The 16,501-nt window shown below is 26.1% G+C and carries 14 protein-coding genes; 7 read left to right on the top strand and 7 right to left on the bottom strand.

The window, feature by feature from the left end; translation table 11 throughout:
• Positions 1 to 142 precede the first annotated feature (142 nt).
• Complete coding sequence (locus ACZ5CK_RS09130; RefSeq protein ID WP_464581024.1) at positions 143 to 1,390, top strand: IS256 family transposase; 1,248 nt, start codon at positions 143 to 145, stop codon at positions 1,388 to 1,390.
• Positions 1,391 to 1,725: 335 nt separating this feature from the next.
• Here ACZ5CK_RS09130 and prfB read toward each other — a convergent pair whose 3' ends face one another.
• From prfB to ACZ5CK_RS09115, 3 genes are read right to left on the bottom strand one after another with little or no spacing between them, the layout of a single operon-like run.
• On the bottom strand, positions 1,726 to 2,835 hold the full coding sequence (gene prfB / locus ACZ5CK_RS09125; RefSeq protein ID WP_464581505.1) for a peptide chain release factor 2: 1,110 nt from the start codon (positions 2,833 to 2,835) through the stop codon (positions 1,726 to 1,728).
• 4 nt (positions 2,836 to 2,839) lie between these two features.
• On the bottom strand, positions 2,840 to 5,290 hold the full coding sequence (gene secA / locus ACZ5CK_RS09120) for a preprotein translocase subunit SecA (protein ID WP_464581504.1): 2,451 nt from the start codon (positions 5,288 to 5,290) through the stop codon (positions 2,840 to 2,842).
• 8 nt (positions 5,291 to 5,298) lie between these two features.
• The gene (locus ACZ5CK_RS09115; RefSeq protein WP_464581503.1) at positions 5,299 to 6,657 is read right to left on the bottom strand and encodes a hypothetical protein; all 1,359 of its coding nucleotides are present in this window, start codon (positions 6,655 to 6,657) and stop codon (positions 5,299 to 5,301) included.
• A gap of 101 nt (positions 6,658 to 6,758) precedes the next feature.
• Here ACZ5CK_RS09115 and ACZ5CK_RS09110 point away from each other — a divergent pair, with 101 nt between their 5' ends.
• Both ACZ5CK_RS09110 and ACZ5CK_RS09105 read left to right on the top strand, forming a co-directional pair.
• Positions 6,759 to 8,228, top strand: a complete 1,470-nt coding sequence (locus ACZ5CK_RS09110; RefSeq protein WP_464581502.1) for a GGDEF domain-containing protein — start codon at positions 6,759 to 6,761, stop codon at positions 8,226 to 8,228.
• Positions 8,229 to 8,532: 304 nt separating this feature from the next.
• Positions 8,533 to 8,694 (top strand): hypothetical protein, encoded by a 162-nt coding sequence (locus ACZ5CK_RS09105; RefSeq protein ID WP_464581501.1) that lies wholly within the window; start codon positions 8,533 to 8,535, stop codon positions 8,692 to 8,694.
• Between the two features lie 88 nt (positions 8,695 to 8,782).
• On the opposite strand, the gene ACZ5CK_RS09100 is transcribed toward ACZ5CK_RS09105, so the two are convergent.
• From ACZ5CK_RS09100 to alr, 4 genes are read right to left on the bottom strand one after another with little or no spacing between them, the layout of a single operon-like run.
• The gene (locus ACZ5CK_RS09100) at positions 8,783 to 9,676 is read right to left on the bottom strand and encodes a D-alanine--D-alanine ligase (protein WP_464581500.1); all 894 of its coding nucleotides are present in this window, start codon (positions 9,674 to 9,676) and stop codon (positions 8,783 to 8,785) included.
• The gene (topA, locus tag ACZ5CK_RS09095) at positions 9,666 to 11,912 is read right to left on the bottom strand and encodes a type I DNA topoisomerase (protein ID WP_464581499.1); all 2,247 of its coding nucleotides are present in this window, start codon (positions 11,910 to 11,912) and stop codon (positions 9,666 to 9,668) included. Before topA ends, ACZ5CK_RS09100 begins: the two co-directional genes overlap by 11 nt.
• The gene (locus tag ACZ5CK_RS09090; protein ID WP_464581498.1) at positions 11,912 to 12,949 is read right to left on the bottom strand and encodes a 3'-5' exoribonuclease YhaM family protein; all 1,038 of its coding nucleotides are present in this window, start codon (positions 12,947 to 12,949) and stop codon (positions 11,912 to 11,914) included. Before ACZ5CK_RS09090 ends, topA begins: the two co-directional genes overlap by 1 nt.
• A gap of 1 nt (position 12,950) precedes the next feature.
• Positions 12,951 to 14,057, bottom strand: a complete 1,107-nt coding sequence (alr, locus tag ACZ5CK_RS09085; protein WP_464581497.1) for an alanine racemase — start codon at positions 14,055 to 14,057, stop codon at positions 12,951 to 12,953.
• 141 nt (positions 14,058 to 14,198) lie between these two features.
• On the opposite strand from alr, the gene ACZ5CK_RS09080 reads away from it, so the two are divergent.
• Genes ACZ5CK_RS09080 through ACZ5CK_RS09065 form a run of 4 tightly spaced genes read left to right on the top strand, consistent with a single transcriptional unit; the run spans position 14,199 to position 16,479 of the window.
• Positions 14,199 to 14,528 carry an ArsR/SmtB family transcription factor gene (locus tag ACZ5CK_RS09080; RefSeq protein ID WP_464581496.1) on the top strand — a complete coding sequence of 110 codons (330 nt, stop codon included), beginning with the start codon at positions 14,199 to 14,201 and terminating at the stop codon, positions 14,526 to 14,528.
• A gap of 2 nt (positions 14,529 to 14,530) precedes the next feature.
• Positions 14,531 to 15,439: a cation diffusion facilitator family transporter gene (locus ACZ5CK_RS09075; protein ID WP_464581495.1), complete on the top strand. Its 909-nt coding sequence runs from the start codon at positions 14,531 to 14,533 to the stop codon at positions 15,437 to 15,439.
• A 51-nt stretch (positions 15,440 to 15,490) separates the two neighbouring features.
• Positions 15,491 to 15,982 carry a hypothetical protein gene (locus ACZ5CK_RS09070; protein WP_464581494.1) on the top strand — a complete coding sequence of 164 codons (492 nt, stop codon included), beginning with the start codon at positions 15,491 to 15,493 and terminating at the stop codon, positions 15,980 to 15,982.
• A complete protein-coding gene (locus ACZ5CK_RS09065; RefSeq protein ID WP_464581492.1) occupies positions 15,979 to 16,479 on the top strand; it encodes a hypothetical protein in 501 nt (166 codons plus the stop codon). Before ACZ5CK_RS09070 ends, ACZ5CK_RS09065 begins: the two co-directional genes overlap by 4 nt.
• The last annotated feature ends 22 nt before the right edge of the window (positions 16,480 to 16,501 follow it).

The following is a 16,501-nucleotide window of genomic DNA, read 5'->3' as shown; positions in this document are numbered from 1 at the left end:
GAGTATATCAGGGGATTTTTTCCTTATTGATGTTATATTGAAAAATTGAGACCATAAAAAATTTTGTGTAAATAAAAAGTAGAAAAAATAGGTAACCCTCTTCTTGGTATGGTAAAATAAAACCAAGAAGGGGGTATTTTAAATGGCAAAGAGAAAGAAAAAAGAAGAAAGTAACATTGAAAAATTAGCAAAGTTAATAGCAAGAGATCCTGAAGTAAACACAATGAAAGATGTATATGACAAGATAAAAGAATTGATGGGACCAATAATACAAGAAATGTTAGAAGCGGAATTAGAAGATGAATTAGGATATGAGAAATACGATAAGGAAAATAAAGAAACGGATAACTCCAGAAATGGATACAGCTCAAAAAAGGTAAGATCAAGCATGGGTGAGATGGAATTGAAAATACCCAGAGATAGAAAGGGTGAATATGAACCGAAAATAATACCAAAATATAAAAGAGATATTTCAGATATTGAAAGTAGAATAATAGGAATGTATGGTTTGGGATTAAGTACGAAAGATATAGTTAGGAATGTTGAAGATATATATGGTGTAGAATTATCAGCTGAAATGATAAGTAAAATTACTAATAAGATATTACCAGAAATTAGAGAATGGCAAAGCAGACCATTAGAAGAGATATACACTTTTGTTTTCATGGATGGAATAGTATTTAAAGTAAAAGATGATGGTGAGATAATTAAAAAGACTGCATATGTTGTAATAGGTGTAAATATTGATGGATTTAAAGAAGTTCTTGGTATATATATAGGTGAAATAGAATCATCAAAATTCTGGTTAAGAGTATTAAATGATTTAAAAAATAGAGGAGTTAAAGATATATTAATAGCTTCAGTAGATGGATTAACTGGATTTCCACAAGCAATTAAAGCAGCATTTCCTGATACTGTAGTACAAAGATGTATAATACATCAAATAAGAAATACATTAAAATATGTTAATTACAAAGATAGAAAAGAACTTGTAAATGATTTAAAAAAAGTATATAAAGCACCCAATAAAGATATAGCTTATTCAAACCTACAAGATTTAAAAGAAAACAAATGGACAAAATACAAATTGGCATTAGAAAGCTGGGAAAAACATTGGGAAACAATATCTCCATATTTTGATTATGGTGATGAAGTAAGAAAAATAATGTATACAACAAATGTAATAGAATCATTGAATAGGCAATATAGAAAAGTGACTAAAAATAAAACATCTTTTCCAAATGATGATGCATTATTAAAAATATTATATTTAGCAACAATAGATGCAACAAAAAGATGGACAGCTCGATATAGAAACTGGAGTAAAGTCCTAAACGAACTATCCATCTTTTTCAAAGAAAGAATCACAAAATACGTCTATAATTCTTAATACAACTAAATTCCAAAATCTGTAATAATCAATAATACATAAAACTAAATGCTAAAAACTAACGCCAAAAATATATTCTTAATTTAATAATGTTAAATCTTGCAGTGAAAATTGCAAAAAGGTGTTTGTTTTTAAAAATCCACATCAAAAACTTCTGAAAATTACTATTAAAGCATATTACAATATAGACGATAATTCATATGAAAATAATTTAAAAATAATAATCTAATTTAATTAATTTATTACCATCCAAGAAGAGGTTTTTACACAAAAAATTACATGCTACCAAAAAATTTTTCCAATTTTCTGTTTTCATCCCATCCTCCCAACTGTTTTTATTCTTCTTTATTTAATTTGGCAAAATATAACAGTTCTGCTTCTATAAATCCATCCAATTCTCCATCTAAAACAGCATCTGCATTTGAAGTTTCATAATTTGTTCTATGGTCTTTTACCATTTTGTATGGGTATAAAACATATGACCTAATCTGATTACCCCAGGAAATATCTTTCATATCGCCCATTAATTTTAACTTTTCTTCCATTTTTTTCCTCATTTCGAGTTCGAATAATCTTGCTTTTAATATTTGCATAGCCGTAGCTTTATTTTGATGCTGTGAACGCTCATTTTGACAGGCTACAACAATACCTGTTGGTAAATGTGTAATTCTTACAGCTGAATCTGTTTTGTTAACGTGTTGGCCACCTGCTCCACCAGCTCTAAATGTGTCGATTTTTAAATCATCTGGTCTAATTTCTATATCAATATCTTCATCTAATTCAGGGGTTACGGAAACAGAAGCAAATGATGTATGCCTTCTGTTAGCAGCATCAAAAGGTGAAACCCTAACGAGTCTGTGAACGCCGGATTCATATTTTAATTTTCCATAAGCAAAAGATCCATTGATTTTTATTGTAACGCTTTTTATTCCAGCTTCATCACCAGGTAAATAATCTATCACATCTATTTTATATGAATTTTTTTCTGACCATCGAGTATACATTCTTAAAAGCATATCGGCCCAGTCATGAGATTCTGTTCCACCAGCTCCTGGATGTATAGTTAAGAACACATTGTTTGAATCATATTTTCCTGATAACAACATAGCTAATTCAAATTCTTTAACCTTTTTTTCTATTTCTTCTAAGATTTCAAGCGCTTGTTCATCCATAGTAGGATCTTCTTCGCTAAATTCCATAGCGACATTTAAGTCTTCAAACAATCCGTGAAGTTTATTAAATTCTTCTCTTTCGTTTTTTAAGTGTTGTAATTCTCTTGAAATTTTTTCAGCTCTTTTCTGATCATTCCAAAAATTTGGATCAGTCATTTCATTTTCTAATTCTATTATTCTAGAATTTGTTTTTTCTATATTAAAAAGGTTTTGAAGGTTTTTAAATTTTTCATGTAATTCTTCTATTTTAACTTTTATTTCATAATCAAGCATTGTTTCACCTCTTTATTTTAATTCTTTTATGACTTTTTTTCTTTTCTTTTCTTTTTTCAGCTCTATTAATAACACTCCCATCATTATGAACAAAGTTCAATTGATGAATTTTCTTTTTTGTTTCTTCCTCTTCTTTTGATGTATCCACTTTTATTATTCTTAGTAAATAAGAAACTGTGTCATCATATATATTATTTATTAATTCTTCGAATAAAATATAAGATTCCTTTTTAAATTCCATAGTAGGATCTTTTTGTCCATAAGCACGCAAACTAACAGCTTCTTTTAAATGTTCAATAGCCTCTAAATGCTTTCTCCAACGTTCATCTATAATTCTTAGCATTATAAATTTGGCTAATTTATTAAATTCATCTCCAAATTCATTTTTCTTTGAAAGATATCTATCCCATAACATTTTAAATACTTTATCTTTACATTCTTCTATATTATCGTATTCAATTTTTTCAACAATTCCGAAAGCTAATAATTTTTTTGATAAATTTTCTTTATCAACGGTTTCTTCTTCAGTTATAGATGATTCTACAAGCCTTTCAACAACATCTTCAAATATTTCTTTTAAATGCTCGTCATAATTATCCTGGCCAAGAATCCAATCTCTATGTGAATAAATAGAAGATCTTTGATAATCCATAATTGAATCAAGCTCAAATAATCTTTTTCTTATGGAAAAATGAATACCTTCTACTCTTTTTTGAGCATCTCTAATAATTTTGCTTAGTAATCCATGTTCAATTGGTTGTCCGTCTTCAATTTTTAAGGTATTCATGATATTTTTTAATTTATCTCCACCAAATAATCTTAATAGATCATCTTCAAATGAAAGGAAAAATCTTGATTCTCCAGGGTCACCCTGTCTTCCGGAACGACCAATCAACTGATTATCAATTCTTCTACTTTCATGCCTTTCTGTACCAATAACATATAGACCACCTAATTCAACAACACCTTCACCTAATTTGATATCAGTACCTCTACCAGCCATATTTGTAGCTATTGTAATCATGCCTTTTTGTCCAGCTTGAGCAATTATTTCAGCTTCTTTTTCATGGTACTTTGCATTTAAAACATTATGAGGTATTCCTTCTTTTTTTAACATAGAACTCAATAACTCACTTGTTTCAATAGAAGTTGTACCAACTAACATAGGTTGTTCTTTTTTGTATCGTTTTTTTATTTCATTTACCACAGCATTCCATTTTTCTTTTTGAGTTTTATAAATTAAATCATTTTTATCTTTTCTGATAACTGGTTTGTTGGTTGGAATAACGACAACTTCACAATTATATATTTGTTTAAATTCATCTTCTTCAGTTTTTGCTGTACCAGTCATTCCAGCTAATTTTTCATACATTCTAAAATAATTTTGGAAGGTAATAGTAGCATAAGTCAAAGATTCTTCTTTTACTTTTACACCTTCTTTAGCTTCAATTGCTTGGTGTAATCCTTCTGAATATCTTCTTCCATGCATTAATCTTCCTGTGAATTCATCAACAATAATAACTTCTCCATCTTGAATGATATAGTCTTTATCTCTTTTAAAATAATGCAGTGCTTTTAAAGCATTTAAAGTATGGAATAAATAATGAATATTTTTAGGATCATAAAGATTTTCAATTCCAAGCATTTTTTCTAATCTTGATATACCCTCATCAGTTAAAATAACAGCTTTGCTCTTTTCATCTAAAGTAAAATCTTCATCTCTTTTTAATTTTTTTGCAATAGAGGCGAATTTTGTATATAAATGAGAAGGAGTATCAGATGGTCCAGAAATAATTAAAGGAGTTCTAGCTTCATCAATCAAAATACTATCAGCTTCATCAACAATAGCATAATGATGTCCTCTTTGTACTTTGTCATTTAAATCATAAACTAAGTTATCTCTTAAATAATCAAAACCGAATTCATTAGCAGTTCCATAAGTTACATCACATTCATATGCTTTTTTTCTTTCTTCATTATCCATACCAGCTTGTATGAAACCTACACTTAAACCTAAAAATTCATAAACAGGAGCCATCCATTGAGCATCTCTTTTTGCAAGGTAATCATTATGTGTTGCTAAATGGACTCCTTTTTCTGTTAAGGCATTTAAATATACTGGTAAAGTTGCAACTAAAGTTTTACCTTCACCAGTTTTCATTTCAGCTATATTTCCTTCATGTAATGCAATTCCACCCATTAATTGAACATCAAAATGTCTCATTTTTAAAACTCTTTTTGCAGTTTCTCTGACTACAGCAAAAGCCTCAACTAAAATATCATCTAATGTTTCTCCTTCAGAAAGTCTTTTTTTAAACTCATTTGTTTTTGATTTTAACTGTTCATCTGATAACTTTTCAATTTTTGATTCCATTGAATTTATTTTTTCGACAATCTTTTTATACTTATTTAACATTCTTTTGTTTTTATCAAATATCTTTGTTAAAATACTCATTAAAACACCTACCTTAATATTATTTTTTCTATAAACTTTTCATTATTAGAAGCGTTTATTATTAAAAATTCTCCTGGAATTGAATTTCCTATATATTCTTCAAAAAATGAATTTATATTAGAATACCATAGATATAAAATATTTTTTGGTATTGTATTTGAATTAAAAATTTTTATGTTTGAAAACTTTTTAGAACTTACTATTAGGTATTTCATTAATGATGGAGATATAGAAGATAAAATTAATTGATTATCATTAATGTACAAATATACAGGAGATCCTACATTTTTATAATATATATTATAATAGTAATAATTTCCTAAAGTCTTTTTATCAATACCCCAATTTTTAATTTTTTTATCTATTTTTTCAATATCAACTTTTCCTGGGATAATAATTGATATGCCATTAGTTTTTCTTGAAAAGTATTCGCTCAAATAAATATCTCCATTATTTTTAATAGAATTAAGAACAAAATTTAATGCTTCTTTTGAATAATTATCTTGAGGGATAAAAATATTTTCGGCAATATTATAGATTTCATTTTTTGAATTTAGGTTCAAAAAAATAATAGAATCACCAAAAGTTTTAAAAGAACTATCAAATCTAGATTTTTTAATAACTTTTATAGGACTATTAATGTTTATTAAAATTTCCTTATTAGAATAATTTATCGTTGCTGTTCCTATATTAGAATCTGAATAATTGGAAAAGTATTTGTTTTGAATTTGTTCAATATAATAATTAAATTTTTTATTTTTAAAAGATATAAATATAGTATTTTTATTTGATAATATTAAAGAGTTAAAATCGTCTAACAGTTTAAAAATTTTTTTAAGAGAAAAATCTTGATTATAAAATATAGTATGTCCAGCAATAAAAAAAATTTTTAAATTTAATTCTTTTATATAATATTCACCGTTATTATATTCTACATCATAACTAAAAAGATTTTTTATCAAATTAATTAATTTTTCACGATTATTATAATCCGTAATTATGTAACCGTTAAATGTTTTTAAAAATTTTATTATATCCTGTACAGGATTTATCCATAGAAAGTTTGAAAGACTAAAACTATCATTTGAGATAAATAAAAAATTTGAAGAAATAAAACTATTTATTGCAGATGTTTCTTCTGAGTTTAAATTTTTTAATAAATATTCATACAATGATTCTTGACCTGCACCTTCTTTAGAATATAGATATCTAAAAAAAGAAATATTAGTATATAATTGATTATAAAAATTTTGAGGATTCTTAAACAATAAGTAAAAGTCATAGTTATTTAATTCTTTATATGAAAAAGCATTGATATGTATAATCAGTAATAATATTAAAAATATTAAAAAAACTATTTTTTTCATATAATCACCTCATTTTCTGTTATAATAAATTATAGCAGAAAAATATTTTTTAATTATATTTGTCTTAAAAATTTAATTACAATTTAAATAAGGTGATAATTATGGGAATTGATATTCAAGAAAAATTAAAGTTATATGAAAAGTATATAAATAGTACTCAATTTGATATAGGATTTTATTTTTTGATTGAAAATATCAGTAAATTTATAGAATCAATAGATGTAAATATTTATATTTGCGAAAATCCTGATTTTGTTCCTAAAAACTTATTTAAAATTATTAGGATAGCAAGAATTTTTAATTTTCTTAAAATAAAAAAAGTAGTGATTTTAAAAGGTGTTAAAAGACAGCGAGTGGAATTAATATATAAAGAAAAAAATTTAAAATTAAATTATGAATTATTATTAAAATCAGAAAGTGAAATAATGTATTATATAATTTCAGAATCATCTCCTTTAATTTCATTAGAAATGGTTTCAACTTTATTAAAAAGTAGTAGTTTATCATATGTAATGCTTAATTCAAGAACTTTTCTGGAAGAAGCAGCTAAAAAGGAAACAAATGTGGATAAATTAATATATATTTATTTAACAGCAATTACTATAAACATGGGTGGGGCATTTAATAGAGCAATATTATTCCGAAAAAAAGAAGATAATTATGAAGTTTTTAGAGCATTGGGATTTAAAAATGAAAAGGAAGCACATGAAGTCTGGAAATATATGGAAGAGATTAATATAGATTTTAAAGAAGAAATAAAAAACTATAAAAATAGCAAATATTTTAGTTCATTAGAAAAAGAAATAAAAACATTCAAAATAAATAAAAAGGTTATATCAAAAAATCCCTTATTTGAAGAAATGTTAAGCTCTGGTAAAACTGCCCATATTCCAGTATCTATTTTGCCAGTTGAAATTTCGGATGCTTTAAATATTATTGGAGAATGTGCTATTTGTTCTTTAAAAAGTGGAAATAAGGATTTTGGTTTTGTGATAGCAGATAACAGATACAATTATAAACCTATTTCAAAGGATCAATTGTATATTTTAGATTATTTTTCAAAACAAACAGTAATTTTGTTAGAAAATAAATTATTTATTGATGCTTTAAAATTTGAAGCAGAAAAAGATTTTTTAACAGGTTTTTATAATAGAAGAAGTCTTGATAAATATTTGGAAACATTAACGTTATCAGCTAAAAAGAAAGTAGGTGTTATTTTTATTGATTTGGATGATTTTAAGAAGATTAATGATACTTTTGGGCATGATAAAGGAGATGAAATTATAAAAACATTTTCTAATATAGTATTAAAAAATATTAGAAGAGAAGATAAACCTTTTAGGTATGGCGGGGATGAATTTGTTTTAATTCTTGATTCAATAAATAGCGAAAACTTATTTAACATTATTTCTCGGATAAACAATGAGTTTAAAAAAGAAACAGGGTATACATTTTCATCTGGTGGTACTATTTGCAAGGATTCATCTGAAATATATCAATGTTTGAAAAAATCCGATAACTTATTATATGAAATAAAAAAATCCTCTAAAGGTAAAATATTAGTCAAATAATCCAGATTGTTGGCAAACTCTATATTTAAATACAAAGTATTTTTAAAATAATATTCACGGACATATTTTTAATACATCGCATTAAAAATAAATACAAGATTTTACAAAAATATTTTGTCGAAAATGCGAAATAACATTTATTTTTTGTTAAGTTATTTTATTTATTAAATAAAATAACTATATAGATATTGATTTATATTTTTTTTGTTATAATAACATTAAGATTAGAATAATTTAACTTTTAGGAAAGAATGTAAGGCCGGCCTCATAACTTATATTTTTATGAAAGAGTGGTGGTGATAAGATGGATTTTTTCTTAACAGGGTTTTTGAATATTCTGAATTTGATTTTTTCCATTGTCATCTTAATTGTAGTAATAAAATTGTCTTATATTATAATGAAACTACCATTAAAAAACAAAAGTGATGAAGCCAAAAAAATAAAAGATAATTTAACAAATAAATGAAATAAATTGATAAATAAAAAACTTTTTGAAAATCACAAATATTTTAGTTAATAGTCATAAAAAACAATATCTGACATCCAAAGAGATGTTAGATATTGTTTTTTATTAGTATATCTATTAATTTTTCAAATGATAAGCCATACGCGTAAGCAGATTGAGGTAAATCGCTCAATTCTGTTAATCCAGGGATAGTATTAGCTTCGAGAATGTAATAATCATTTTCTTTCACAATAGCATCTATCCTGGCAAAATCCTTTAATCTTATATCTTTAAATATTTTTCCAAAATCATTTTTGATTTTTTCTTCTAATTCTTTATTGAGATGAGCAGGGACTTCGAATTCTGTCAAGCCTTCTGTATATTTTGCTTCATAATCATAAAATTCTTTTTTGGGTTTAATTTCAAGTATTGGTAATACAATAATTTCCTTGTTTTTTTCTATGATACTTACTGAAATTTCTCTGCCTTTTATGAATTTTTGAATTATCATTTCACTATAATTTTTCAATTCTTCAATTAGAAATTTTTTATATTCTTCAATATTGTGACAGATATGTATTCCCAAACTTGATCCGCTTTTTCTTGGTTTTATTATTAGTGGAAATTCAAAAGGTGGACCTATATATTTTTTAGTTGACACATAATCAGGAATAGAAAAATTTTTCCCGATTTTTTTCATGAAAATCAACTTATCAAATGTTTCTTCAGAAACTAAAGAATTAGAACCTACATATTTGATTCCCAACTTTTCAAATTCCTTTTGTAGAGTTCCATCTTCACCTTCATATCCATGTACAACATTAAAAACCAAGTCTATTCTTTTGTGTTCTTTTAAAAACTTTTCAAAGTCATATTTTAAATCATATTTAAAAAGAGTATAACCGAGATTTTTAATAGCTTTTTCAACATTTTTAGCACTTTCTATTGAAACTTCTCTTTCATTTGAATTTCCACCATATATTAATGCGATATTATAATTCATTCAACTCACTCTCTTTAAAATATTTTTTTTCTTCAGGGCAATATAACATTTCTTCTTTGTTTTTCTTTTTATAGAATAATGGTCCATTACATGATGGGCATCTATAATCAGAAGGTTCATCCCAGAACATTTCACCACATTCTGAACATTTGAAGTATATTTTACCTTTTTTGCTTTTGAGTTTATGAACAACACTACCGCATTTAGGGCATTTTCCTCTTGCTGGTAATGGAGCGGTATATTTGCATTCTGGGTAATTAGAACATGCTATAAATTTTCCAAATCTTCCAGATTTTATAATTAAATCTCCACCACACTTAGGGCATTTTTCCCCAGTTTTTTCTTCTTTTCCTTTTTCAGTAGAAGATATGATTTCTTCATTTATATATACATTGTTTTTTAAAGTTACACCCAAAGATCCTTTAGGAATACTTTTGTTATCTCCACATTTCGGACATTTCAAAAACAAGCCATATCTTCCGAATTGTAATTCCATTTCAACATTACATTTAGAGCATTTTATATTAGATTTGTAATAAAAATCAAGTGCCTTTTCTTTCATTTTTTTCTCAGTGTTACTAAGAAATTTCTCGAAATCTTTATAAAATTCAGTTAATACATCTTTCCAGTTAATTTCTCCTGATTCCACTTTATCTAATTTTTCTTCCATATTAGCTGTAAATTTTATATCAACTATTTCTGGAAAATTCTTTTCAAGTAAATCAGAAACAATAAATCCAACGAGTGTCGGTATAAGATTACTTTTTTCTTTAATAACATATTTTCTATTTAATAATGTGGTTATGATTGTGGCATATGTAGAAGGTCTCCCGATTCCCTTTGCTTCCATCTCTTTTACAAGTGAAGCTTCTGTGTATCTCGAAGGAGGCTTTGTTTCGTCTTTCTCAAATTTCAATTCAACAGGTTCTAATATACCTGTTTCTGGTAATTCATATTCTTTTTCAGAAGTTGAAGATTGCCAGAATTTTTCAAATCCTTCGAAAATCCTTTTTCTACCAACTGCCTCAAATGTATATTTTTTTGAATTATCAGTAATAGTGTATGTTTTTTCTATATATTTTGAAGAGGATGATTGAGAAGCTATAAATCTATTCCAGACTAATGTATATAATTTTAATAAATCACCTGTAATTAATTTTTTTGCTTTAGCGGGATCGATAAAAACGTCAGTTGGTCTAATAGCCTCATGAGCATCCTGGATTTTTTTCTTTGATTTTTTAACTTTAAAGTTACCTGTATAATCTTTTCCATAATTAGAATTTAAATATTCAAATGCTGTCTTTTGTGCTTCTTCAGAAATCCGAGTAGAATCTGTTCTCATATATGTGATAAAAGCAATAGGACCTTCTGAAGTTTCAACACCTTCGTATAATTTTTGGGCAATTTGCATTGTTTTTTTAGAAGACCATCCAAATTTTGATATCGCACTTTGTTGTAAAGTGCTTGTGATAAATGGTTGTGGAGGGTTGCGTTTTGTTTCTTTTTCCTCTACTTTATCAATTGAGTAAGTTGCACTTTCTAATTCTTTTAATATTTCGTCTTTTTTCTTTTTATTAATGCTTTCTTTTTTGAATTTTTTCCTATTTATTTTTACAAGTGGAATATTTTGATCAGCATATTTTAAGAAAAATTTATAAAATTCTTTTGGCTTAAATTTAAATATTTCTCTTTCTCTGTCAACGAGAATTTTTAAAGCAGCAGATTGAACTCTACCAGCACTAGTGTTATAATCTTTTAATATTCTCCATAGTATAGGACTAATTTTATACCCAACTATTCTATCTAAAATTCTTCTTGCTAATTGTGCTCCAACTTTCTTATCATCTATTTTTCTTGGAGATTTAATAGCTTCTAAAATTGTATTTTTAGTGATTTCAGAAAATACAATTCTATTTTCTTCTGAATTATCTAAACCTAAGATATTGCTTAAATGCCAAGCAATAGCTTCTCCCTCTCTATCCATATCAGGTGCAAGGAAAACTTTTTTTCCTTTTGTAACTTTCTTTAGATCTGATACAACTTTTTCTTTTCCAGGCATTAATTCAAATTCTGGTTCGAATCCATTTTCTATATCGACACCAAATTTTTTCTGAGGTAAATCACGAATATGACCTTTTGAAGCAACCACTTTATAATCAGAACCAAGATATTTTTCAATAGTTTTTGCTTTTGCAGGAGATTCAACTATAACAATATTTTTAGCAGCTTTTGGCATTATTTATCCTCCGTTTTTGTAATTTTTATTTTCCTACCAAGATTTTTATTGTATTCCGTCCAATGCTCATTATTTGATTCTTCTATATGACTTCTTACCTGTTCAACTTTTGAACTCAGATTATCAGCAAAATGAAGTATAAACGCTTCAATAGTTTTTGGTACAATTGGGCTTCCCCATTCTAATTCTCCATGATGTGATGCTATCATATGTAAAATCTCATCCAATATATGTTTTGGGAAATTACTTATTTTTTTAGCATAATCGGAAACCATATGAATACCTATAGCAATATGTCCAATTAATTCTCCCTCATCTGTTTTTTCTATCCCAGCTGGAGTAATTTTATATTCTTTTGTTTTTCCAATATCATGAAGCAATGCGCCAGCTAAGAGTATATCTTTATTAACTATATTTTTATAATTTTCAGCAATTGAGTTACATAATCTTGCGACATCAATAGTATGTTCTAATAATCCATGTTTATATGCATGATGAACATTAATTGCAGCTGGAGCATATGAAAATGAATCTGCGAATTTCTTATCTTTTATAAAAATATATTTTAATAATTCTTTTATATATTCATTGTTTATACTATCAATTATCGAAAATAATTCATCTTTCAATTGATGAATGTTTTTAGAAGAAGTCTTAATGAATTTTTCTGGATTTATTTCATTTTCATTTAATTTATGTATTTCATAGTTTCTTTCTACATTTAATTGTAATCTACTTTCAAAAACTACAATTTTTCCTTTTACACGAATTATATCTCCAATATTAAGTTTTTCTGAATTCACTTTAGCATTAAACCAATCAATAGCTCTTAATGTGCCACTTTTATCACCTATTGTAAAGAGTAAAAACTCTTTTCCATCTTTTGTTGTTTGAAGTCTTTTGCTCAAAACCTTACCTTCAATCTCTTTATTATCATTTGGTTTAAGATCTGAAATATAAATATCTTCTATCATTTCTTCGAATATTTGTCCTTTGTCTTTTAACAGGTCACCAAGATTTACACCGTTATTTTTCATTTTATTCCTCCTCTATATAAATACGTGGAACTCTTTTTGTTATTTTTGACGTAATATCATAATTAATTGTTCCTGCTAAATCGGCTAATTCTTCAGCAGATATAAAATTTTTATCTTGCTGGCCTATTAAAACAACGTCTTCTCCAATTTTTACATCTGAAAGATTAGTTGCTTCAACAACAAATTGATCCATACATACTCTACCTATTATATTACATTTTTCCCCATGAATCAATACATAACCTTTATTTGATAATTGTCTGAAATAACCATCAGCATATCCTACAGGAATTGTTGCTATAGGAATATCTTTTTTTGCAAAATATGTTCTTCCATAACTTACACTTTCTCCACCTTTTAATATCCCAACTCTTGCAACGGTGCTTTTCCAGGTTAATACAGGTTTTAATTCTTTTTCAGTTTTTATGTCTGATGGTTGTAATCCGTATGTTGCAATTCCTGGCCTTACATAATCAAGTGCATACTTTGGAAAGTATAAAGAAGCTGCAGAGTTACAAATATGTTTTATTGGTATAGAAATATTTGAATTTTCTATATATTTAACAGCTAAAATAAATTTTTCATATTGTTCTTTAACAAAATTATCAAGAGTATCTGCTGTGGCAAAATGGGAATATGCACCATGAATATTTATATTATATTCTTTTATTAATTTGATAACATTATCGAGTTCTTCTATACTTATACCCATTCTATTCATACCAGTATTTATATTTAAATGGAATTTTATTTTGTTAATATCTTTACCAAAATATTGTATTAATTCGTTTAATTGCTTCAATGATCCTATAGTATATATAAAACCTTCGATATTTTCTTCAATGGATTTTGGAGTAGCGTAGTTAAAAACTAATGTTTCAATATTCACTCCACTTTTCCTTATTTCAATACCTTCACCTAAAAAAGCTACTGCAATAAAATCAACACCATAATTATAAGCAGCTTTGGCCAGTGGAACAGCACCATGGCCATAACTATCAGCTTTTAAAACAGGAATTATGTTACTTTTTGTTCTTTGTTTGATTAGTTCTAAATTATGAATATAATTTTTAATATTTACTTCTACAAAGGTTTTTCTATCGAACATTACTGCACCCCCTGTTTAAATTAAGGCTACTTAATAATAAAGTATAAAAGTTAAAAAAAAGTTACAAACTTTCTTGACAAATATAGGAAAAGATGATATAGTTTACATATGTATAAATGTTCATGTATAGGAGGTGTTGCTGTGGAAGATTGTAATAAAAAAAAGTTTGTTAATAAATTACCAGAAAGGGAATTAATTTTAAATGCTGTAGAAATGTATAAAATATTTGCCGATGAAACAAGATTGAGAATATTATTAGCCTTATTGGAAAATGAACTTTGTGTATCAAAAATAGTGTCTATTGCTGGTATCTCTCAATCGGCAGTTTCTCATCAACTTCGTCTTTTAAAACAAATGAATATTGTAAAATATCGTAAAAAAGGAAAAAATGTATTTTATTCTTTAAAAGATGAACATATAGAAAAAATTATAAATATGGTTTTTGAACATTTAAATGAGAAAGGAGAATAAATATGTCAAATCATAATCATCATCACCATCATCATCATCATCATGGAGATGATTTAACAGATAAAAAGTTATTGTTTTCCGTATTATTTAATTTTATTATAACTTTATCGGAAATATTAGGAGGAATATTTTCACATAGTTTAGCTTTGATTTCTGATTCGCTACATAATTTAAATGATACAATGGCAATACTTTTAAGTTATATAGCAAGGAAGATATCAAAAAGACCAAGAGATGAAAAAAGAACATATGGATATAAAAGAGTGGAAATTTTAGCGGCATTTACAAATACACTTTTTTTATTTGCTGTAGCAATATTTTTAATAGTAGAAAGTATAAAAAAATTTTATAAACCTGAAATAATAGATGGGAAATTAATGCTTATTATTTCAATAATAGGATTAGCTGGAAATTTGATAACAGCAATATTATTATTTAAAGAATCAAAGGACAATTTAAATGTAAAGGCTACATTTGTGCATATTGCAAGTGATACTTTATCTTCAGTAATGATTATAATTGGAGCTATTTTTATTTATAAATATAACTGGTATATTCTGGACCCAATTTTTACTATGTTAATAAGTGTATATATACTCTTTGAGGGATATCATATATTAAAAGAAAGTACAAATATTTTAATCCAGGGTACTCCTGGTAATATGGAATTAAATAAAATAAAAGAGGAACTTGAAAAGTTAGATTATGTTGAAGATGTTCATCATATACACGTATGGACAACAGATGGTCAGGATAAATATCTTGAATGTCATATTTCTTTAAAAGAGAATGAAAATTATAATTTAGATGGATATTTAAAAGAATTAAAGCATATTTTGAATGAAAAATTTGGAATAATTCATACGACAATTCAATTTGAAAAAAGGTTGTGTAAGGAGGGAGAAAAGTGAGAAAACAAATAGGAAGATTTAAAATTATTTTAGTAAAGAGGATCTGGGATTATGAGTAATTTAATTTTTGGATTTGGATTATTAATATTTGTAATAATATTTTATGTTTATTTATTTAAAAACAAAGGAAAAAAGGAATTTAAGAAAGCTGTGAAAAAAGGGAATAGAAACCTTATTCAAAATTCTATTAGAATATTTTCAATATTTTTAATCATAGGAATTCTACAAAATTTTCTCTCTCCAAAACAAGTTGGTGATTTTTTATTGAATTTTTCTGGTGTAAAGGGTATAATAACAGGATTATTTACTGGTGCAATAATGATGGGGCCCCCGGCTTCAGGGTATCCTATTGCTCAATATTTATTTGAAAATAATGCAAGTATATCTCTTGTTTCATCGTTTTTGCTTTCCTGGGTTATGCTTGGAATAGTTTTTATAACATATGAATTACAAAATTTCGGAAAGAAATTTACTATTGTGCGAAATCTCTATGCAATAATATCAATAATAATTATTGCATATTTAATGGAGATGATATTATGAAAAAATTTATAAAAAATTATAAAGTAGAAATAGTCATTTTTTTAATAGCAATAATATTAATATTTTTCAATCCAGATAAAGCAATGCTTGGAATAAAATATGCAGTAAAAACATTTTTATATCTTTTGCCTATTATTGTAAGTGTAGCATATTTAACAGGTTTTATTTCTGAAATAATACCAAAACAAACAATAAAAAAATTTGTAGGGAAAGAAAGTGGATTTAAAGGAAAATTATTAGGAGGTATTTTTGGTAGTTTAATGATAGGACCAGCATATGTTTTTTTTCCATTTTTTGCTGAATTAATAAATAATGGTGCAAGTATAGGAGTAATAGCGGTGACAATTGCTGCCTGGTCTATTAAAATTCAATGGTTGCCTTTTGCATTATCAATATTGGATATAAAATTTGTTTTATTGATAAATTTATTTATAATTTTATATGCATTTTCAAGTGGATATATAATGGAGTTGTTTTTTAAAAATAAAAAAATATAAAAATAGATGAAAATTATAAAAT

Source organism: Marinitoga okinawensis (assembly GCF_055387075.1).
The sequence above is the reverse complement of the archived record's forward strand: the minus strand, read 5'-3'. Positions and strand labels throughout refer to the sequence as shown.